The sequence below is a fragment of the Sphingopyxis sp. GW247-27LB genome, assembly GCF_002277025.1.
Lineage (GTDB): Bacteria > Pseudomonadota > Alphaproteobacteria > Sphingomonadales > Sphingomonadaceae > Sphingopyxis.
In genome coordinates this window covers 403740-423228 of record NZ_NIWD01000013.1, presented here as the reverse complement: position 1 = coordinate 423228, position 19489 = coordinate 403740, and the positions used below count along the sequence as shown (strand labels likewise).

Sequence of the window (19489 nt, the reverse complement as noted above, 5' to 3'; positions counted from 1 at the left end):
TAGGCCGTGTTGACAAAAGGGATTCCCAAATCCTCCTCCTTCTGATTCAAGACTGCTTTTTGAGGATCAGTCATGGGTCGCGGGGATTTGTCGGATGCGGAGTGGGACCTGATTGGGCCGCTGCTGCCGCCTGAACGTGGTCGCTGGGCGCGGCCGTCGGGCGATAATCGTCGCTTTCTCAACGGCATGCTTCACGTGCTGCGGGTCGGCTGCCCTTGGCGCGACATGCACGAGCGCTACGGCAAGTGGAACTCGGTCTATGTCCGCTTCCGGCGCTGGGCCGAACAGGGTGTCTGGGATGCCCTGCTGCAAACGCTGGTCGATCTGGGTCTGACCGACGACTGGCAACATATGATCGACAGCACCAGCGTTCGCGGCCATGTTTCGGCAGCGGGCGGAAAAGGGGGGCTTGTGCGAACGCTCTTGGTCGATCACGCGGCGGCTTTACGAGCAAAATCCACGCCCGCTGCGACAATCAAGGACTGCCTGTCGGCTTCATCCTGACCGGCGGCGAGGCTTCTGATTACACCGCTGCCGAACCGCTGATGGCGATCCCCGTCGCCACACCCAAGGCGCTGCTCGCGGACAAGGGCTATGATGGTGATCGCTTCCGGGAAAGCCTGCTGACCCGGGGCATCCTGCCGATCATCCCGCCCCGCTCGAACCGCAAGGTGCCAGAGCATCCCGACTATCGCCGTTACAAGGACCGCAACCGCGTCGAGCGCATGTTCGGAAAGCTCAAACAGCAACGACGCATCGCCACTCGATATGACAAAACCCTTCTCTCGTTCGAGAGCTTCCTAAACCTCGCCGCCACGCGGCTATGGCTGAAGTCTTTTGTCAACGCGGCCTANACCGCAACCGCGTCGAGCGCATGTTCGGAAAGCTCAAACAGCAACGACGCATCGCCACTCGATATGACAAAACCCTTCTCTCGTTCGAGAGCTTCCTAAACCTCGCCGCCACGCGGCTATGGCTGAAGTCTTTTGTCAACGCGGCCTAACCCCGAACATGTCTGCCTGCTGGGCTGCGGCGTCACGACCGGCATCGGCGCAGTCCACAATACCGCCAAGGTCCAACCCGGAGACTCGGTCGCCGTGTTCGGCCTGGGCGGGATCGGCCTCGCGGCGATTCAGGGTGCGCGCCAGGCGAAGGCAGGTCGCATCATCGCCATCGACACCAATCCGTCCAAGTTCGAGCTGGCACGCCAGTTCGGTGCGACCGAGTGCATCAACCCCAAGGACCACGACAAGCCCATCCAGCAAGTGCTGATCGAGATGACGGGCTGGGGCATCGATCATACCTTCGAGTGCATCGGCAACGTCCAAGTCATGCGCGCCGCGCTTGAATCAGCGCACCGTGGCTGGGGTCAGTCGATCGTGATTGGCGTTGCCGGCGCGGGCGAAGAAATCTCCACCCGTCCATTCCAGCTCGTCACGGGCCGCGTATGGAAGGGGTCGGCTTTCGGCGGCGTCAAGGGACGGACACAGCTCCCCGGCATGGTCGAGGACGCGATGAGAGGCGATATCGATCTGGCCCCGTTCGTTACCCACACCATGGGTTTGGAGGAGATCAACGAGGCGTTCGACCTGATGCACGAAGGCAAGTCGATCCGCACGGTCATTCACTACTGACCCGCCGATCCAAGGCGCCTCTGGCAACACCAGACATCGAGGAAGTTCCGGATGACCGCTCCGGTTATCTCGGGTGACGGCATTTTCTTCCCCCTCTTCCTCGACGCCGCCAACGTCGACCGTTCAGTCGCGTTCTAAGACGCGGCGCCAGGCGCTCGGATTGGCAGGCCAGCCGTCATCATGGCCCGACCCCGGCCATGATGAAGCGCGCTCTGGCAACTGGGCAACGCGTCGCGATGCGGTAACAACCGCCGAAGTGCAGTCGTTACACGCCGATAGCGGCACGGACCAGGGCCGCCTGGCCCAGGCGCTTACCAGCCGGATGTGTGTGGCCTCGTCGCGCGACCTAACGGGAAAATGGTTTTGTCGTAACCTTTGTCTAATGCTGGAAAAATATTTCAAAGGTTCCGAACATCGAGCCAGCCTGGCCGTTGGATGTATTGAGTCGGAAACGCATTCATCTGTTACCCCGACCGTAATGAACCACGGGCCGCACGGGCGGATATGGCAGGAAGACTGAATTGAAGGACAAGGATATACACGCGACGACGCCCGCCACCGATCATGGGCATGCGGGACCGCCCGCTTGCGTGCAGGTTCGCGGCGCGCGCCAGAATAACCTAAAAAATGTGGACGTCGATGTACCACGTGACGCCTTCGTGGTGTTCACCGGCATATCGGGCTCGGGCAAGTCATCGCTCGCGTTCGGCACCCTTTATGCCGAAGCCCAGCGGCGTTATCTGGAATCGGTTGCGCCCTATGCCCGTCGCCTTATCGACCAGGCCGGCGTGCCGGAGGTCGACACGATCGACGGATTGCCGCCTGCGGTCGCGTTGCAGCAGCAGCGCGGCTCGGCCAACGCGCGATCCTCGGTCGGCAGCGTGACAACGCTCTCCAGTCTGGTGCGGATGCTCTATTCCCGCGTCGGCGAATATCCGCGCCATCAGCCCATGCTCTATGCGGAGGATTTCTCCCCCAACACGGTCGCGGGGGCCTGCGCGACCTGCCACGGCATCGGCCGCGTATATGATGCGACCGAAGAGACGATGGTGCCCGACGACAGCCTCACCATTCGCGATCGGGCAATCGCCGCCTGGCCGACCGCCTGGCATGGCCAGAACCTGCGCGATATCCTCGTTTCGCTCGGCTATGACGTCGATACGCCGTGGCGCGACCTGCGGAAAAAGGATCGCGACTGGATCCTCTTTACTGACGAGGCGCCGACGGTGCCGGTCTATGCGGGCCTGACGCCCGAACAGACCCGGACGGCGCTCAAGCGTCGCATGGAGCCGAGCTATCAGGGCACCTTCACCGGCGCACGCCGCTATGTGCTGGAAACCTTCGCCAACACCAAAAGCGCGCTGATGAAGAAGCGCGTCTCGCAATATATCATCGGCCGCGATTGCCCGACCTGCGGCGGCAAGCGCCTGAAGCGCGAAGCCCTGTCCGTGAAGTTCGCGGGCCTCGACATCGCCGAGCTCGGCGACCTGACGGTGCTCAAGCTGAAGGACTTGCTGATGCCCGTCGCGCAAGGCGCGTATGGGGCGGTCTCCGCCCCCTCGAAGGGCCATGTTCTGGAGAAAGCGGCCCGCGATGCAGCGGTCGAACAACGGGTTGCGGCGGGCGGCTCTGCGCACAAGGGCGCGCCCGACGTACGCCGCACGCCCAATCTCTCCGACGAGAAGCGGATCGCCGCCCAACGCCTTGCCTGCGAATTGATCGAGCGGCTGGACCCGCTGATCGATCTTGGCCTTGGTTACATTTCGCTCGACCGCAGCACGCCGACGCTCTCCTCCGGAGAGCTGCAGCGCTTGCGGCTTGCCACGCAATTGTCGTCACAGCTTTTCGGCGTGGTCTATGTGCTCGACGAGCCTTCGGCAGGGTTGCACCCGGCAGATGGCGAAGCCTTGCTCACCATCCTCGAGCGTCTCAAGGCGGCGGGCAACTCTCTGTTCGTCGTCGAACATGATCTCGACGTGATCCGCCGCGCGGAATGGCTCGTCGATGTCGGGCCAGGAGCCGGGGAAAAGGGCGGTGAAGTCCTCTACAGCGGGCCGATAGAGGGGCTCGCCGACGTCGAGACTTCGATCACCCGCCGCTACCTGTTCGCAGAGCCGCTCCGCAGTGAGCGCACACCGCGCGATCCCAAGGCATGGCTACGCCTTGAAGGGATCAGGCGGAACAATCTCCATGGTCTCGACGTCGAGTTTCCCATCGGTTGCTTCACCGCTGTCACCGGCGTTTCGGGATCAGGCAAATCCAGTCTGGTCAGTCAGGCGCTGTCCGAGCTCGTCACGGAACACCTCGGCGGCTCCCCCGTGGCCGAGGAGGAGGATATCGATCCGCTGCTCGATGTTGCGCAGAACGACACTGAAGGACGCCTTGTCGCAGGCATGGAGCATGTTCGCAGGCTGGTGCGGGTCGATCAGAAACCGATCGGCCGCACGCCGCGCTCGAACCTGTCCACCTACAGCGGCATGTTCGACCATGTGCGACGGATCTTCGCTGATACGCCGCTCGCCCGCCGGCGGCACTACAGCCCGGGAAGGTTCTCGTTCAACGTCGCGCAAGGCCGCTGCCCTGTGTGCGAGGGCGAGGGATACGTCATGGTGGAGCTGCTGTTCCTGCCGAGCGTTTTTGCGCCGTGCTCGACCTGTCATGGCTCTCGCTACAACCCGCAAACGCTCGAAGTTGAATGGAACGGGCGCAATATCGCCCAGGTGCTTGAACTGACGGTCGACGATGCGTGCGATTTCTTCGCTGGCGAGGCATCTGTGATGCGCTCTCTCGACGTGTTGCGGGAGATCGGTCTTGGCTATCTGAGGCTCGGTCAGCCGGCGACCGAGCTGTCTGGCGGGGAAGCGCAGCGCATCAAGCTGGCGACTGAACTGCAGCGCGCTCAACGCGGCAACACGATCTACATCCTCGACGAGCCAACTTCGGGGCTTCACCCCTCCGATGCCGACCGGCTGATGCAACACTTGCAGGGCCTCGTCGATGCCGGCAATACCGTCGTAGTCGTGGAACACGACATGCGCGCTATCGCACAGGTGGATTGGATTATCGATCTGGGACCGGGGGCCGGGGAAGAGGGCGGCCGTATCGTTGCCAGCGGCGTCCCTGGCGTCGTCGCGGAAGCGGAAGGCAGTCTCACCGCCCGCTATCTCAAGGCGGCGCTGTAGGTCGTAAACCTCGCCGAACGCACGTTCGATCAGGTGCATCTCAACCACACGTTGGAATGGGTCGAGTCTGGAAGCGGGAGCCGGCGAGGTGTCACCGCGGTTGACGCGGCTCAGGGTTTAAGTGCCGTCAGGTGCGCCCTGTTCGTGTGATACGCGGCATGGCGGACGGCCAATCTCTGGCCATCCGCCACATTTGCTTCGTGCGGACCTTCTCCGGGGAGAGGGCCCTCACATGGTTCGTCGAAACGCCCCGTCTTATTTCCCTGCTGCAAGCGCTGCGCTCACACCTTCTGCGATTTCCTCAACGAGTTTGGCACAGAAGGCGGGCAAATCATTAGGATCGCGGCTGGTAACAAGGCCGTTGTCGACCACGACTTCCTCATTGGTCCATGCACCGCCGGCGTTCTCGATATCGACCTTCAGCGTCGAGTAGGACGTCAAGGTGCGACCCTTGAGCACGCCCGCCTCGATCAATGTCCAAGGTGCATGGCATATAGCCGCAACAGGTTTTTTCTGATCGAAGAAAGCCCGGATGAAACCGATTGCCTCGTCGCTGCCGCGCAGCTTGTCGGCACCGACAGTCCCTCCGGGCACAACAAGTCCGTCGAAATCGTCGGCTTTGACCTCGGAAAACGTCTTGTCGATAGTATAGCTGCCGCCCTCGTCGAGATCGTTATTGACTGTGCGAGCCTTGCCCGGTTCAAAACTGACCACGGTCACTTTGCCACCAGCGTTCTCGACAGCTTGCTTGGGCTTCGAGAATTCTGGCTCTTCCGTCCCGCGGGGCGCGATCAGAATGGCAACTGATTTGCCCTCTAACGACATAATTTATTCCCTATTCCGTCAAAGATTAAGGTCAGGCGGCCGGCTTAAGCACTACCTTTGTCCAACCATCATCGCGCGCATCGAAATGCTTGTAGGCGTCTGGTGCCTGGTCGAGCGGCAGTCGGTGCGAGATGATTTGAGCAGGATTGGCCCGGCCGTGCTCGATAAGGTTCATCAGCCGCCGGTTATAATGCTTTACATTACACTGGCCGGTGCCGATCTTCTGCCCCTTGAACCAAAAGTTGCCGAAGTCGAACGCAATCTTGCCTTCCTTCTGGAGATCGTCGGGCGCATTCGGATCTTCCGGGATAAACACGCCGACGACGCCGATGCCGCCGGTGGCCTTCGTGCTTTTGACGAGGCAGTTCATCGTGTAATTGCTGCGCTCCTTGCCGTGGCGATCGCAGCACTGGTAACCTACCGCCTCGACCCCACGGTCGGTCCCGAGGCCGCCGGTTGCGTCAAGGATCTGCTGGGCGGGATCGCCCTTGCGCATGTCGATCGGGATCGCGCCCATCGCCTCGGCCAGCTTCAGGCGGTCATCGTGGGAATCGAAACCGAAGATCTGAGCGGCACCCCGGATTTCGGCTGAGTGCGCGGCCATCAAACCGACCGGACCAGCCCCGTAGATCGCGATGCTTTCGCCAGGCATGAAGCCTGACAGTTCGACGCCATGCCAACCCGTCGGGAAGATGTCGGAGAGCATGACATAGTCATCCTCCTTCTCCTCGGCGTCCTCAGGCAGCTTCAGACAATTGAAGTCCGCATAAGGAACACGCATCAACTCGGCCTGACCGCCTTGCCACGGCCCCATCTCGGCAAACCCGTACGCTGCGCCCGCGGTTCCAGGATTGGTCGTGAGGCAAAAACCCGTCAAACCGCGTTCGCAATTTTCGCAGAACCCGCAACCGACGTTGAACGGCATGCAGACGCGATCGCCCTTCTTAATCCGATCTACGGCAGCGCCGACTTCGATGACTTCGCCAAGGTTTTCGTGGCCAAAGACCCTGCCCTTCTCGAAGCTGGTGCGGCCCTCGTACATGTGAAGGTCCGACCCGCAGATGTTGGTCGTGGTCAGCCGAACGATGACATCGGTGGGCTTTTCGATCTTGGGATCATCGATGGTATCGACGGAAACGTCTTTGGGCCCGTTGTACACGACAGCTTTCACGGATCTTCTCCTTTTGTTGCTCTGCTCTGGGCGTCATCAAATCGAGAGCTTGCTGATGATCCGAACCAGCGCAAAGGCGCATAGCATCGCATCTTTCCAACCGATTTCTGTCTCCTAAACCGCCTGACGCCTGAGCGGTTCCTTCCCGTTCGGCAGTTCTCGGATCGATTTACGGCGGCTTTTCGATTGCCTGGGCCAGGACGATCTAAAAAAGCGGCAGATTGATGACCTAAAGAAGTTCCTGCGAAACCAACGGCGCCATGATAACGCAACACATCAACGCCGACTTATCAGCAGCAGCATCAAAAGGCGGGATAAGCGCAAAAGACAAGGCCATCCACTATCGCGGATGGCCTGTCGTATTCATTTACTCATTTCTCGGTTCGGCCGGGGCATCCATTCGGGATGGAGACACGAGCCTTACACTGCAGCCAAACGGCAGCTTAGGGTGCCGACCGCTCCGCTATTTCGCGGCCAGCAGGGTGAACTTGTGAATCTGCGGCGGTTCGGAAAACAGTTCGTCTGCCTTGTCCATCAGTGCGGCGGCAACCTTGCCGTCAAGATGGGCCTGGCGATCATCCTCTGTGTCGAACGTATCGAAGATCGCGTACGCACCGGGACCTTCCTCGATCGCATACCAGGTCAGAGTGCCCGGCTCAGCTTGAACGAGCGGCAATGCCGAGGTGAGGAAATCGGCGACATCGCGCTCTTTTCCGGGCTTGGCCTTCAGTGGTACATACAGGGCAAGTTTGGGCATAAATGACTCCTCAAGTGAAACGGACAGATATTATTCGGCAAAGTAACGGACGAGCAGACCGGTACGTTCCCCATGAGGCGGAGCACACGCGGCCCCGCCTCCTCGTCGAAATCAGAACTCCTGTGCGGTCGGCCGGATGACGATCGCGTTGACATCGACGTCATCAGGTTGTTCGACAGCGAACGCGATAGCACGCGCCACCGATGCCGCCGGGATGGCCTGCTTGTAGAAGTCCAGCACCGTCTCGGCAGCCGTGCCGGATGTCGTGAACTTCAGATTGCTTTCGACAGCTCCAGGCTCGATTGACGTGACCCGGACCTTTTCCCCCACTTCGTGGCGCAAGCCCTCGCTGATCGCGCTGACGGCAAACTTTGTGCCGGAGTAGACCGTGCCGCCCGGTGCGAAGACCTTGATGCCCGCAACCGAGCTCAGGTTGATGATGTGACCGCTGCCCTGCTCGAGAAAACCGGGAAGGGCCGCTGCGATGCCGTAGAGCGTACCCTTCAGATTGACGTCGATCATCTGGTCCCACTCGTCGGTATTGACCTCGGCCATCGGACGGATCGGCATGAGCCCGGCGTTGTTGATCAGCACGTCGAGGCGGCCGAAGTCGGCGACGATCGCGGCGACGACAGACTGGACCGCCGACTTGTCGGTTACGTCGAGCGCGTAACTACGTGCCGTGCCGCCGCTTGCGGCGATGTCCGCGACGACCTCGTCGAGCCTGTCCTTGCGCCGGGCGGCGATGGCCACCTTGGCGCCGCGTTCAGCGAGAAGCCGCGCGGTTTCTGCGCCGATACCGGTGCTGCCGCCGGTGATGAGAACAACCTTGCCTTCGATACCCTTGGTCATGACTGTATTCCTTCAAGTCAGTTGTTGATTTTTCGCCGGATCGCGGCCCCGCGCGAGCCCGCCCGGCCTGATGGGGTCACTGCGAGCGCAACAGGACGGGACCGGCGCCCACCTTGATGCGGAGCAGTTCGTAGGGCTTGCGGCGCAAGTCCCGCCCGCCGTGGAAGCCTGGCTGGCGGTGAAGCTGGTTGGCGGTGAAGTAGAGGTAGCCGTCGGTGCCGATCGACAGCGTGTCGGGCCAGCTGATGCGCGGGTCGCTGACCACCGTCGTCCAGCTGCCCTGGTCGAGCACGCGGATCGCGTTGTTCTCGTAATCGCCGGCGAACACGCGGCCGTTGTCGTCCTCGGCAATCCCGTCCGAGGCGCCTTTGCGCCCCAGGTTGCGGACCGCGCGGCCCAACCCCTCCTCGGACACCGCGGCATCGCGCAGCAGCGCCGTGGGCACCGCGTGCAGCGTGCGACCCGACAGCGGTCCATAGTAGAGCAGGCTGCCGTCGGCGCTGAGCGCAATCGCGTCGCTGGCGATCGCGACCGGCGTCGCGGGGCCGTCGGCCGGGCGGTTCATGAGCACCGCGCCGTCGACGACCGGGGTGAAGCCGCGCTCGGGGTTGGTCGTCGCATGGTTCGACAGGCGCCGGATCGCACGCCCGCTGGCGATATCGACGACGATGATGCCGCCGACACCGGCGTTGCTGCTGTCGGTGATGTAGGCGACGCCCTCGGCGCCCTGACGCAGATCGAAGCGCACGTCGTTGAGGTAGGTCGTGGGCAGCACCACGCTGGGCGGCAGAACGATCGTCTTCACCACCCGGTTGGTTGAAAGATCGATCGCCACCAGCTTTGCACCGCCGGCCTGGGGCTGGGAGAAATTGGGCGCCGCCGTGTCGAGCACCCAGAGGCGGTTGGCGCCATCGGCCACCACGCTCTGCACCGAGATGAAATGCCCCGCCGGGTCGGCCGGATCGGGCCGGTTGGTCGCGGCGTCGGGATAAGGCACCGCCTTGCCGTCGACCAACTCGGCCACCGTGAACGGCGCGTTGTCGCCCCATTGCGGGAAGTTGACAAAAATGCGCCCGTTGGGGGCGACGGTCACGCCAGTCGGCATCGCGCCATCGAAGGTCGCGACCTGTTCGATCTGGGGCGCGGATGCACTCTCGCGGGTCGTCGAGCAGGCGGCGAGCGTTAAAGCCGCGCCCGCGGCAAGAAGCAGTTTGACGGAGATTTTCATGGGATCATTTCCTTGAGAATGCGGCCCGCTTCCTGGGGCTCGGACCGGAGATATTGCGGGGGCGCCTTGACCGATGCGCCAAGCGCGGCGGCGGCGTGCCAGGGCCAGCGCGGATCCCACAGCGCAGCGCGGGCTATCGCTATGGCGTCGGCATGCCGGTCTTCGAGGATGCGCTCCGCCTGATGCGGATCGGTGATCATTCCGACCGCCACGACAGGCATGGCGACCGCGTCCTTGACCGTCCGCGCCAGCGGCACCTGATAGCCGGGGCCGACAGGGATCTGCTGGCGCGGGTCGAGGCCGCCGCCGGAGACGTGGATTGCCGAACAACCGCGCCGCTCCAGCTGCTGTGCAAACAATGCGGTTTCCTCCGCCGTCCAGCCGCCTTCAACCCAGTCGGTCCCGGAAACGCGGACGGTCACCGGGCGGTCGGCCGGAAATGCTTCGCGCACGGCATCGAACACTTCGAGCGGGAACCGCATCCGGTTGTCGAGGCTGCCGCCGTAGTCGTCGCCGCGCCGGTTGGAGATCGGCGAAAGAAACTCGTGGAGCAGATAGCCATGCGCGGCGTGGATCTGGATGGCTTCGATGCCGAGCCTGCCGGCGCGCCGGGCGGCATCCGCGAACGCCTCCCGGATGCGGGCAAGCCCTGACTCGTCCAGTTCGACAGGGGGATGGTCGTCCGGAGCGAATGGGATGGCGCTGGGTGCCACGGTCTGCCAGCCATTCTCCGCATCGGGGGCGATCTGCGTTCCGCCGTGCCACGGCTTGGCGCAGCTCGCCTTGCGGCCGGCATGGGCCAGCTGGATGATAAGCGGCATGTCCGACCAACGGCGCACACTTTCGAGCACGCTTCGCATCGCCGCTTCGGTACGGTCATCGTACAGGCCGACGTCACCGTAGGTGATGCGCCCTTCCGGGCTGACCGCGGTCGCCTCTATCGTCAGCGCGCCCGCGCCCGAGAGCGCCAACTCCCCGAGATGCATCTGGTGCCAGTCGGTCATCGCGCCGTCGACTGCCGAATACTGGCACATCGGCGCGATAACGATGCGGTTGGCGAGCCGCAGCCCGCCAACCTCAATCGTTTCGAACAATTTCGCCATCACCATTCGCCCGTGTTGGGCATGGAGGCCCAGGGTTCGACCGGAGCCTTGTGTTCGCCCTGCTGCAGCAGTTCGATCGAGATCCCGTCCGGAGAGCGGACGAACGCCATGTGCCCGTCGCGCGGGGGGCGATTGATCGTCACGCCGCCCGCCTGCAGCCGCGCGCAGATTTCGTAGATGTCGTCGACCTGATAGGCGAGATGGCCGAAGTTTCGGCCCCCCGTGTATGTCTCGGCAGGGCTGCCGTCCTCGGGCGGCCAGTTGTACGTCAGCTCGACCTCGGCATCGCCCTGCTCGCCGTCGCCGCGGAAATCCTCGTCGGCGGCAAGGTAGATCAGCGTGTAACGCCCGGCCTGGTTCTCCATGCGCCGGGTCTCCTTGAGACCCAGCAGCGTGAAGAAACGGATCGACGACTCGGGATCGGCGACGCGCAGCATGGTGTGGAGATAGCGCATGATCAGGCGACCTTTTCCTTGAGGGCTTCCATCACGAGTTCCGCGGTGCGCGCCGCGCTGGCGGGGTTCTGACCGGTCACCAGATTGCCGTCGCGTAGGGCGAAGGGGGCAAAATCGGGGCCGCCCTCGTGCTTGCCCCCAAGTTCCTTGAGGCGCGTTTCGAGCAGGAACGGCACCGCCTGATCGAGGCCGACCGCGCGCTCCTCGCTGTCGGTGAAGCCCGCGACACGGCGGCCAGCCGCGAGGGGCGTGCCATCGGCCTTCTTCGCCGAGACCAGCCCTGCCGGTCCATGACAGACGGCGGCGACGATCTTGCCTTCGCGGTCGAAGCGTTCGACCAGGCGGGCCAGTTCGTCGCTGCCGGGGTAATCGAACATGGTGCCGTGGCCACCGGGCAGGAACAGCGCGTCGTAGCCGCCGGGATCGATGCTGGTGAACACCGGCGTGCCGACAACCTCGGCCTTCAGGGCCTCGTCCTTCAGATAGCGCTCGACCGAAGCGTCGTTCTCGCCGTCGGCATTGACGCTGCGCTGGTCGACGGGGATGGCGCCGCCCTTGATCGAGGCAAGCGTCACCTCGGCGCCCGCATCGCGGAAGGCATAATACGGGGTGGTAAGTTCCTCGAGCCAGACACCCGTCGGTTCGGTGCCGGGGGTCATGCGGTCGGCGGAGGTGGCCACCATCAGAATGCGGGTCATCGTCAATTGTCCTGTTCCATTGATGTCGGGGACACGAGCAAACGCACCCGGCGCAGCCGCAACCGCCACAAAGACAGCTGTGAGAGCTTTCAGCAGTTGGCGGCGATTTTTCATTCGATCGTGCCTTTCGGCGGCTTAGATACGCCGGGAACGGCATCATGAAATCCAGCGGGAATGGCGGACGGCCATAAATCCGCTTATGGAACCGCAATGTCCCTCCTGCAGTTGCGCACCTTCGTCGAAGTCTACCGCCGTCGTTCACTGAGCGAGGCGGCCCGGGCAATCGGCATTACCCAACCGGCTGCGTCGCAGCACATCGCATCGCTCGAGGCGCAATTGGGCCGTCCCTTGTTTGATCGCCATTCGCGGGGTGTTCGACCAACAGCGATTGCCGACGATCTGGCGGCTTCGATCGGAAGCAGCCTCGACACGGCGGAATCGGCACTGGCGAGCGCGCGGGCCCGATCGTCGCGCATCTCGGGCACGGTCCACATCGCCGCACCGTCGGACCTGCTGGGAGAGATGATCACGCCCCGACTGGCTCCGCTGCTGGAAGCAGGGCTGGACCTGCGCCTGCATATCGGCGGGCGCGAGGCGCTTTATGCCATGCTCCTCGAAGACAGGGTGCATCTGGCTGTCACCGCCTCGAAACCCGAAGATCCGCGGTTGGCCTTCCATGCGCTGGGCGAAGAGCACCTGCGCGCCGTAGCCTCTCCCGCCGTGGCCATGCGGATTGCCGAATTGCCGCTGGTCGAAGGGCTTAATCAAACAGCCCACCTCGCCTACGATCTTGACCGGCCGCTGCTGCGAACCTGGCTCCATGCAAACCAGATCGAGCTGACTAGCCAGCCCGCCTTGACCGCGCCCGATCTGAGGGTGCTACGGTCGGGATTGTACGCGGACCTCGGCTGGACGGTACTGCCCGGCTATCTCACCCGCAGCGAACGCGCTGCCTGCACGCTGATCGAGATACCCGCGCCGATCATGGTGCCGCTCAACGCTTTCTACCTTGTGTGGGCACGCTCATCGCTGCGACACCCGCGCGTGGCCATGGCTCGGGACGCCCTGATTGCTGCACTCCAAATATAATTGTGGCCACGCCTGCTGGGCCGTCCGCACAATTTCGGGTCTGAACCAGTTGAGCGCTGGCGAACGAACGGCGGCTTTCGGGATCGTCGGCGACAAGGCCGAACGGCCGGATGTAGGGCGCAAAGCGGAAGCGTCCGAGAGGAGACTAGATCGACCCGCGTGGGCTGGTCGGGCTCCTAAACAGCGGGTGCCTTAAGGGGCGATTTTCCCAAGATGAGCGGCGCATTGTTGTTTGTCCGAGAGGCAAGCGCATCCATTCGCCTGCGCACCCGCGTCGCGATGTCCCCCGTGCAAATCCGGCCTTCTGCCGACGTTAAATGCAATATGACGCCCATATATATTATGTCTTCTATAGCCAAAAAATAGAACATCTGAAAAAAATCACTCATCGGCTTGGGAGAACCTGCCGGCCATCCTAAAACCTAGGGTCGGCAAAATACAAATGTCCGACGAGATTGAATTTTGTCTCGAGGGTGTAAAAATGAAAAATTGGATGGAAACGAATGATGTACTGCTGGACCAGTATTACACACGTCAACACGTAGCACAAAAGCTCTATCGATCTTTCCGGAAATTCTGCGATCCAGAGCGATACCAGCTAGTCGAGCCGAGCGCCGGTACGGGATCGTTTTTCATGCTGATGCCCCAAGGGAGCTTGGCGTTTGATGTTGATCCAAAGTTCCCTGGCATAGTTACAGCTGATTTCCTATCTGTTGAAATCCGCAGCGAACGAGAGGTGGCTGTGGTCGGCAATCCGCCGTTCGGCCGGAGTGCCAGTATGGCAGTACGCTTCTTCAACCATGCTGCATGGCAGGCGAGTGTCATCGCACTGATACTGCCGCGAACCTTTCGGAAGGCTTCCATAGAAAATCGCCTCGATCGTAACTTCCATCTAATCCACGAGGAGACTGTGCAGCGTGACGCGTTCCTATTCAGGTCCAAGCCGTACGACGTACCGGCTATATTCCAGATCTGGGAGCGTCGCGATGAGCTGCGAGAGTTGCAACATGTCGCAATCCATCACCGGGATTTTAGCTTTACGACGCCAGATCGAGCCGACTTCGCGATACAGCGCGTCGGTGCGCGAGCAGGCCGCGTGCACCGAGACTTCACGCGGAGTCCGTCTTCCCACTATTTCATTCGAGGCGAGGTGGAGCCAATAATGAAACGGCTCAACTTTACCAGGGTCGCGCTCAACGTGGCGGGCAATCCGAGCTTATCAAAGTCGGAGATCGTGTCGCTCTATCGCCAATTGACCGGGAGGTAAGCATTCACCCGAAAAGCCATCATCTGAGATCTCCGCTTCCTTGGAGACATTGGCTCCGCGACGTCACACGGTTCGAAATTAGAGAATGCCGTGTTTTGCGGGCGAGGCGAAGCCCATGCAAATCATTCTGGGAAATTGTCGCAGTCAAAATGGGCCTAACAGCCGATTTCAGCGGTTCAGAGGATAGAGCGAGCGAAACATCATCACACGCATTGTGGAGCGCATGCCGGCGCGCAACAACTTCCGATCTTCCGACGCCGCGGTCCAATTCGCTGGGACTTGGCGACCGCTAAGCGCTTCCACGATCTGAGTGTGCCTAGCTGCCGACAGCCGGTCGGCGATCCGGACGATTAGCAATGCAAACAGGCGCGGCATTTCGCGCACAAATATAACCGTGGCGCACACGGTAACGGCGACGACAATTGGTTCAACGCTAAACATTTCTTTTCTCCTCTGATCTTCTGATCACCCTCTCCGCTCAACTCCCCTCCTAATTTTGACCTCTGGGCATTGTTGTCAGAGCCTTCCGAAGCATCCGACGCGGCAATGCTATCATCAGAATGTGCGGCACCGGATGTTGCCGGTGCCCGGTGCCGGCACGATCTCAGCGAGATTTTTGCGCCGTCGCCGCCATGACATATTGCGGCGGGACGATCCCGGTACGGTCCCACCAACGCTCGGCCAGGCGCTTGCGGGAGTTATCCGTCCGCAGCCAGTTCTGCCGGACCTTGCCGTAATCGCGGTGTTCGGGATCATAGCCTCGCAAGGTAATGAGGAAATGCACGTGCGGTGCGATTTCGGGCTGATCGTCGGTTTCCGCTTGGTGATGGATCGCCCAGTCGACGACCATGCCGCGGGCGACCAGATAATCCTCGGCAAAGCCTTCGATCAAATTGCGCCAGAAGGCGAGGTCCTCATGGCGCGGCAAGCTGCCAACGCAATGCGCGATTGTCGGCTCGTCGGGCCGATACCGGAGCGCATTCTCGTCCGCTTGTGCCCAGAGCGCGATCCCCGACAGCTTGGGTCCGGCGGCGCGGGCAGGAGCACATCGGCCCGCCGCCGCAAGGTCGGAGCGCGACGCCCAGTTCGGCGTCGGACCCCATTCATCAACGCTATTCTGGCGGTTGATGTAGGCATAGCTCGCCTGCGCCGTGCGGTGCGTGCGCAAGAGTTCGGGCGTGTAGCGGCTTGAGCGTTCCCGGATTACATATCGAGTGTTGAACGGGCGGATGTTATGGATGGTCGTCATTTGGTACGTCTTTCTACAAAGGACAAAGGGACCGCATCGCAGCGGTCCGCTTGCTGATTTGGGTTTGATGGTGGGACGGAGAGACGGCGCCGCAGTGGCTGCTGGACGTCGATTCACCGGATATTTAAAGCTGGTCGCTAGACCGTGCCCTGACGGGCATGATAGCGGCCCATCGCATGCGAAGCGTTGTGCATATGCACGCTCGCAGGCCTCGCTGCTCGCGCGACCCGAGCAGCGAGGCCATTTTTTCATCGATAGTGAGTTTACGCGTTAGGCGCGCTCAGGCGTGGAACAGGCCGTCCTCGAAGCTGACCCATCTCGCGGTTTCGTCGCCCGCAGCAAGGCGTTGTCGATAGTCGCGATAATGATGCGCGAACGAGTCTGCACGGCGGATTGGGCGTGAGTTCCCGATATCGGCGAGCGCGGCTGTCAGATACTCGCTGGCATCGATCCAGTTGCGCAGGGCCAGCATCGTCTCGAAAAAGGGTTCCGGTCGCGCGGTACGGAACGCCTCGACATGCGCCCACAGCATTAGCCGCGCGGTCGCGACGCGAAGCGCATGGTCTTCTGCTGCCGCCGGCGCGGCGCGCGACCAGGCAAGCTCGATGTCCGCATCGCCGATCTCGGGCATCGGGATCGAGAAACGACGGCACGCTGTTCGCTCATCGAAGCCATGTGCACCCATTTCGGCGGGATCGACAGCCGTCTCGCCAAAGCAGAGTTCTGCAAGAGCCGGCTCGACGAAGAAGCGCCGGCTCATCGCGTCCATCGCCAACGTCATGCGATCGGCCGTGGACGCGATCTGGACCACGCCGGGCAACAGCGTCTTGTCGAGCAAGTGCGGCAATGGGATTTCCGACTTGCGCGCGTCGGAGACGCAGATCGTGTTGATCCAGCGATGACCATTATCTTGATCGACCATCGTCAGGACCGCCGCCGCAACCGGCCTGCGTGCCAGCGCCGGATGCTCGTCTGGTATGTCGTTGACGGGAATGCATGCCAGACCGATCACCTGCAGGCATTTGGGAAGTTGATACTCGTTCACGATATTCTCCTTTCGGAGGATCAGGGATCCGAGACAGAACTCCTGCCTCTTTTCCTTTCACCCTGTTCCTCGCTTCCCGCGTCAGCGTCTCCATTGTTCAGCGGGCGCGAAGGCGCGTCCCGCTTTTCCATCCGGCGGACATGCGAGATCGGTCTGCGGCTGCGCCGCAGGGGTGGTCGACATTTATAGGTGGGTATGTCTTTCTGGCAGCCGGTGATGGGCGGCGGCGACCGCCGGTTACTCGCTTCCCCATAGACTGGTACATGAGCAGAAGAACGACGTTACGCCTGTGGTGTCGACGAAACGTACTCTGCGGATCAATCCGATCCGCGGCTTGCTTCTTCAGCGACTTCGGCCAAGGCTTCGCGCTCGTCACAGGCGATGACCGGATCACGTCCTCGTCCCCACGTATATTCCTTGAGCACTTTGCAGAAGCAGCGGATGTCGGTGTCGAACAGCCACATCGCGGCCCGGCACGAACTGCAAGCGGGATCGGGCGTCAATGTTACACCGGATGCCGGATGGCTGAGTACTGGGCTGACATGATCATCATTTCGCCGCAGGGTTTGGAACTGGCTCGGCTGGAAAACATCATTGGTCGGCACTGCAATTCTCCTTGGTCAACGGTAAATTCGGTCATCGCGACCAATCAGGCGGCGACTGCCCTAGTGCCTGTTGCATGGCGGTTCTCGGCTCATCTGGCTTGATCGGCCCCGACCCGCGATCGGCATCGGTGTATTTATGCGGACCCGCGCGGGCGACGCTCGTGTCACGTTCGCGGTATTCTCCTGGATCCCAGTCCCAGCGGGCCAGCCGCTGTGCGACGAGTGCCCGGACCCGGCGACGCAGGCGCATATGCAGCCGATATCCATCCGAAGCATTGACCGGGGATGGTGCTACGTCGCGGTCGATGGTGCTCGCCCTGTCGGCCTCGGGGCTTGGGTCCGCAGTATGGGATGCAACATTTTGTCCGCGACCTGCAGAAGCATCAATAGCCGCGTACCACCGCTCAGCACGCCGCGAACGCTTGCGCACCGTTTCTGGCTGCAAGATCGGACGTGCTTGAACGGCTATCCCGAGTTCTGCGCCGAGCCGTTGAGCTTGGCGGATAAAGTCCTTGCCGCCAAACGCAGCGACATCTCCATGCCGATTCCTTGCCACCAACAGCGCAGCCCGAAGGGTCGCGTCGGAAGTATTTTGGAGCCAGATGCGGTTGCCGCGCTCGACGAATGCAGGTTGCCTAAAACCCTCTTCGATGGACCAATATTGGGTGGCATTCCCCACTTCGACTGACCGATAACCTCGCAATTCGCGCCGGCCCGGTTGGCTTGGCACCCAGCCCAGGTCAAACGACGCATCGTTTCCCTCGAGCGATGGGAGGTCGATAGCCGCGGGATCCGGAAATTCGTCGATTTCAGCGCGCAATTGGCGCAGTGCAGTGATCCGGGCATCATATTGCGCTCGAACGTCGGCGATCCGAGATTTGAACATTGATGAGACCGCTGACTGAAGCGCGCCAACCCCGATGACCGCAGGGTCGGCCTCAAGCGCTGCAACCTCGGCGCGGCAAATCCGACGCTCAGCTTCCAGCATCGTCACCGCGGCCAATTTTTCCGCCATTAGCCGAGCGATGCGTTCTTGGATGATACCACAAGCGTCGGCGCGATGCTGGTCGCGTGTCGCCCAGGCTCCCGCCCTTTCCGGGTCGATGATGCGTGGAATGAACTGATGCTCCGGCGGTTCGGGCGCCGTCCAGGGGCCCCATTTCTTGATCAGCTTCGGAATGCTCAGCTTTCGGTCCACGACCGACATCTTGACGTGATGAAGGCCGTCCGCGCTTCGTAACTCGCCGCCCGACCCAGTCTGAACCGCCATCACGCCGTGCTCGGCAAGTGCCGTCTGGGCATCGCTCCAGTTCTGGGCGGCATGCAGAAGTGGTGCGAGTTGCTTTTGGGCAAATCGCGTAAATGACTCGACGCCGCTTTCTTCCTCCCATTGCAGAGTTTTGAGCGAGGGCGAGGGATGCTTCGCTTTATCGGTCTTGGTTTCGATAGGCTCGACCCGGCGAACGTTGTGGGCATCGGCTACATAGCGGGCTCCTGGTTCCGGTCTCAGTCCAAGCTCATATTCCAACCGGGCACACGCCCGCTGCATTGCTTCATGCGATAATCCTTCAGGACCAAAGGGAGTCGCTCGCCCTTCCTGGTCGAGCGTTAGGACCAGCAGATGCAGATGTAGATTGTCTGTGTCGCCATGCAGGGCCCATAGGATCAGTGCGTCTGTGCAATCGAGTTCTTCGGCCAACACCATCGCAATCCGGCTGCAGGAGTTGCCATCAAGTATTTCATCGCCATGCACCGACGCGATCACATGCCGCGCTGGCTTCTTCGACCGCGAAGAGCGCAGCGCAAGTCGGCGTTCCATTTCATCGCGAGCGGCGGCCCAATCCATTTTTTGCCCTTGGGTGAGGCCGCCAAGGTCGATGACGCGTTCTTCCGGTGCGCCGGGCGACTTGTCGGTCAACAGATAATGGGCAAGATCCAGACCAAATTCGTGAGCCTGACCATTACGCTTGACAGTTTCCATATAGCGGGCGAGCGACCGCGCATGGTGGGATCCCGCGCCGCCCTTTTCTTTCGCCGGTTTTTCGACAATGACCATCACTGGGAAATGGTGGCGCTGCGCGGCGGCGCCAATCTAATCTTCCGTAACAATCACCTACAGCGTGGGACTACTACTAACGTGGCCGAATTCGCCATGGCTGCAAGAAGCGAAGCGCCGAGCAGCCGTGGCGTCGGCTTCACCTCTCAGGTGAAGCCCCATCCTGTGTCAAATAAATGGACCGGTATTACGCTGCGCGTCAAAGCGCAATCGCACCTAATCAGCTGGAACGCGACGTGATCGTGGGGGTCATGTCCAAACATGACATAACAT

Annotated in this window: 17 protein-coding genes and 3 pseudogenes; 7 read left to right on the top strand and 13 right to left on the bottom strand. The window is 61.7% G+C overall.

Features of this window, described 5'->3' with window-relative positions; genetic code table 11:
- Positions 1 to 72: 72 nt before the first annotated feature.
- The 4 genes and pseudogenes from CD928_RS24065 to CD928_RS19160 form a co-directional block, all read left to right on the top strand.
- A pseudogene (locus CD928_RS24065) lies at positions 73 to 773 on the top strand (IS5 family transposase); the annotation flags it as partial.
- Between the two features lie 83 nt (positions 774 to 856).
- Positions 857 to 1003 (top strand): annotated as a pseudogene (locus CD928_RS23510) (transposase); the annotation flags it as partial.
- A gap of 4 nt (positions 1004 to 1007) precedes the next feature.
- Positions 1008 to 1634, top strand: a pseudogene (locus CD928_RS19165) (zinc-binding dehydrogenase); the annotation flags it as partial.
- Between the two features lie 590 nt (positions 1635 to 2224).
- Positions 2225 to 4816 (top strand): excinuclease ABC subunit UvrA, encoded by a 2592-nt coding sequence (locus CD928_RS19160; RefSeq protein WP_095388708.1) that lies wholly within the window; start codon positions 2225 to 2227, stop codon positions 4814 to 4816.
- Positions 4817 to 5071: 255 nt separating this feature from the next.
- Here the strand turns inward: CD928_RS19160 and CD928_RS19155 are convergent, their stop codons facing one another.
- The 8 genes from CD928_RS19155 to CD928_RS19120 all read right to left on the bottom strand — a co-directional run bounded on the left by CD928_RS19155 (position 5072) and on the right by CD928_RS19120 (position 11905).
- Positions 5072 to 5641 (bottom strand): type 1 glutamine amidotransferase domain-containing protein, encoded by a 570-nt coding sequence (locus tag CD928_RS19155; protein WP_095388661.1) that lies wholly within the window; start codon positions 5639 to 5641, stop codon positions 5072 to 5074.
- 31 nt (positions 5642 to 5672) lie between these two features.
- Positions 5673 to 6812, bottom strand: a complete 1140-nt coding sequence (locus CD928_RS19150) for a glutathione-independent formaldehyde dehydrogenase (protein WP_095388660.1) — start codon at positions 6810 to 6812, stop codon at positions 5673 to 5675.
- A gap of 463 nt (positions 6813 to 7275) precedes the next feature.
- Positions 7276 to 7569 carry a putative quinol monooxygenase gene (locus CD928_RS19145; protein WP_037473339.1) on the bottom strand — a complete coding sequence of 98 codons (294 nt, stop codon included), beginning with the start codon at positions 7567 to 7569 and terminating at the stop codon, positions 7276 to 7278.
- 111 nt (positions 7570 to 7680) lie between these two features.
- Positions 7681 to 8421 (bottom strand): SDR family oxidoreductase, encoded by a 741-nt coding sequence (locus CD928_RS19140; protein ID WP_037473338.1) that lies wholly within the window; start codon positions 8419 to 8421, stop codon positions 7681 to 7683.
- A 76-nt stretch (positions 8422 to 8497) separates the two neighbouring features.
- Entirely contained in the window at positions 8498 to 9649 is a 1152-nt protein-coding gene (locus tag CD928_RS19135; protein ID WP_095388659.1) for an L-dopachrome tautomerase-related protein, read from the bottom strand.
- Positions 9646 to 10758 carry an NADH:flavin oxidoreductase/NADH oxidase gene (locus tag CD928_RS19130; RefSeq protein ID WP_037479460.1) on the bottom strand — a complete coding sequence of 371 codons (1113 nt, stop codon included), beginning with the start codon at positions 10756 to 10758 and terminating at the stop codon, positions 9646 to 9648. Before CD928_RS19130 ends, CD928_RS19135 begins: the two co-directional genes overlap by 4 nt.
- Positions 10752 to 11210: a VOC family protein gene (locus CD928_RS19125; protein WP_037479517.1), complete on the bottom strand. Its 459-nt coding sequence runs from the start codon at positions 11208 to 11210 to the stop codon at positions 10752 to 10754. The genes CD928_RS19130 and CD928_RS19125 overlap by 7 nt, the downstream gene beginning before the upstream one ends.
- Positions 11210 to 11905: a type 1 glutamine amidotransferase domain-containing protein gene (locus CD928_RS19120; protein ID WP_095388707.1), complete on the bottom strand. Its 696-nt coding sequence runs from the start codon at positions 11903 to 11905 to the stop codon at positions 11210 to 11212. Before CD928_RS19120 ends, CD928_RS19125 begins: the two co-directional genes overlap by 1 nt.
- A gap of 210 nt (positions 11906 to 12115) precedes the next feature.
- Here CD928_RS19120 and CD928_RS19115 point away from each other — a divergent pair, with 210 nt between their 5' ends.
- Together CD928_RS19115 and CD928_RS19110 are read left to right on the top strand one after the other, a co-directional pair.
- Positions 12116 to 12994, top strand: coding sequence for a LysR family transcriptional regulator (locus tag CD928_RS19115; RefSeq protein ID WP_095388658.1), 879 nt, complete (start codon positions 12116 to 12118; stop codon positions 12992 to 12994).
- A 442-nt stretch (positions 12995 to 13436) separates the two neighbouring features.
- Positions 13437 to 14261 carry an SAM-dependent methyltransferase gene (locus CD928_RS19110; RefSeq protein WP_255247249.1) on the top strand — a complete coding sequence of 275 codons (825 nt, stop codon included), beginning with the start codon at positions 13437 to 13439 and terminating at the stop codon, positions 14259 to 14261.
- 168 nt (positions 14262 to 14429) lie between these two features.
- Here CD928_RS19110 and CD928_RS19105 read toward each other — a convergent pair whose 3' ends face one another.
- The 5 genes from CD928_RS19105 to CD928_RS19090 form a co-directional block, all read right to left on the bottom strand.
- Complete coding sequence (locus tag CD928_RS19105) at positions 14430 to 14702, bottom strand: hypothetical protein (RefSeq protein ID WP_095388657.1); 273 nt, start codon at positions 14700 to 14702, stop codon at positions 14430 to 14432.
- 163 nt (positions 14703 to 14865) lie between these two features.
- A complete protein-coding gene (locus CD928_RS19100; RefSeq protein ID WP_095388656.1) occupies positions 14866 to 15510 on the bottom strand; it encodes a MobA/MobL family protein in 645 nt (214 codons plus the stop codon).
- 280 nt (positions 15511 to 15790) lie between these two features.
- Positions 15791 to 16555: a hypothetical protein gene (locus CD928_RS19095; protein WP_095388655.1), complete on the bottom strand. Its 765-nt coding sequence runs from the start codon at positions 16553 to 16555 to the stop codon at positions 15791 to 15793.
- Between the two features lie 317 nt (positions 16556 to 16872).
- Entirely contained in the window at positions 16873 to 17160 is a 288-nt protein-coding gene (locus CD928_RS23135; protein ID WP_141237204.1) for a hypothetical protein, read from the bottom strand.
- A gap of 31 nt (positions 17161 to 17191) precedes the next feature.
- Positions 17192 to 19141: a relaxase/mobilization nuclease domain-containing protein gene (locus CD928_RS19090; RefSeq protein WP_217983789.1), complete on the bottom strand. Its 1950-nt coding sequence runs from the start codon at positions 19139 to 19141 to the stop codon at positions 17192 to 17194.
- Here CD928_RS19090 and CD928_RS23640 point away from each other — a divergent pair.
- Positions 19109 to 19456 (top strand): hypothetical protein, encoded by a 348-nt coding sequence (locus tag CD928_RS23640; RefSeq protein ID WP_217983788.1) that lies wholly within the window; start codon positions 19109 to 19111, stop codon positions 19454 to 19456. The two genes, CD928_RS19090 and CD928_RS23640, sit on opposite strands and share 33 nt — an antisense overlap.
- Positions 19457 to 19489 lie beyond the last annotated feature (33 nt).

Bases quoted from the DNA above. Each gene is read 5' to 3' on its own strand.
- CD928_RS19100 (WP_095388656.1), bottom strand. From the start codon at position 15,510: ATGACGACCATCCATAACATCCGCCCGTTCAACACTCGATATGTAATC.
- CD928_RS19155 (WP_095388661.1), bottom strand. From the start codon at position 5,641: ATGTCGTTAGAGGGCAAATCAGTTGCCATTCTGATCGCGCCCCGCGGG.
- CD928_RS19090 (WP_217983789.1), bottom strand. From the start codon at position 19,141: ATGGAAACTGTCAAGCGTAATGGTCAGGCTCACGAATTTGGTCTGGAT.
- CD928_RS19120 (WP_095388707.1), bottom strand. From the start codon at position 11,905: ATGACCCGCATTCTGATGGTGGCCACCTCCGCCGACCGCATGACCCCC.
- CD928_RS19140 (WP_037473338.1), bottom strand. From the start codon at position 8,421: ATGACCAAGGGTATCGAAGGCAAGGTTGTTCTCATCACCGGCGGCAGC.
- CD928_RS19130 (WP_037479460.1), bottom strand. From the start codon at position 10,758: ATGGTGATGGCGAAATTGTTCGAAACGATTGAGGTTGGCGGGCTGCGG.
- CD928_RS19115 (WP_095388658.1), top strand. From the start codon at position 12,116: ATGTCCCTCCTGCAGTTGCGCACCTTCGTCGAAGTCTACCGCCGTCGT.
- CD928_RS19135 (WP_095388659.1), bottom strand. From the start codon at position 9,649: ATGAAAATCTCCGTCAAACTGCTTCTTGCCGCGGGCGCGGCTTTAACG.
- CD928_RS19110 (WP_255247249.1), top strand. From the start codon at position 13,437: ATGTCCGACGAGATTGAATTTTGTCTCGAGGGTGTAAAAATGAAAAAT.
- CD928_RS19105 (WP_095388657.1), bottom strand. From the start codon at position 14,702: ATGTTTAGCGTTGAACCAATTGTCGTCGCCGTTACCGTGTGCGCCACG.
- CD928_RS19145 (WP_037473339.1), bottom strand. From the start codon at position 7,569: ATGCCCAAACTTGCCCTGTATGTACCACTGAAGGCCAAGCCCGGAAAA.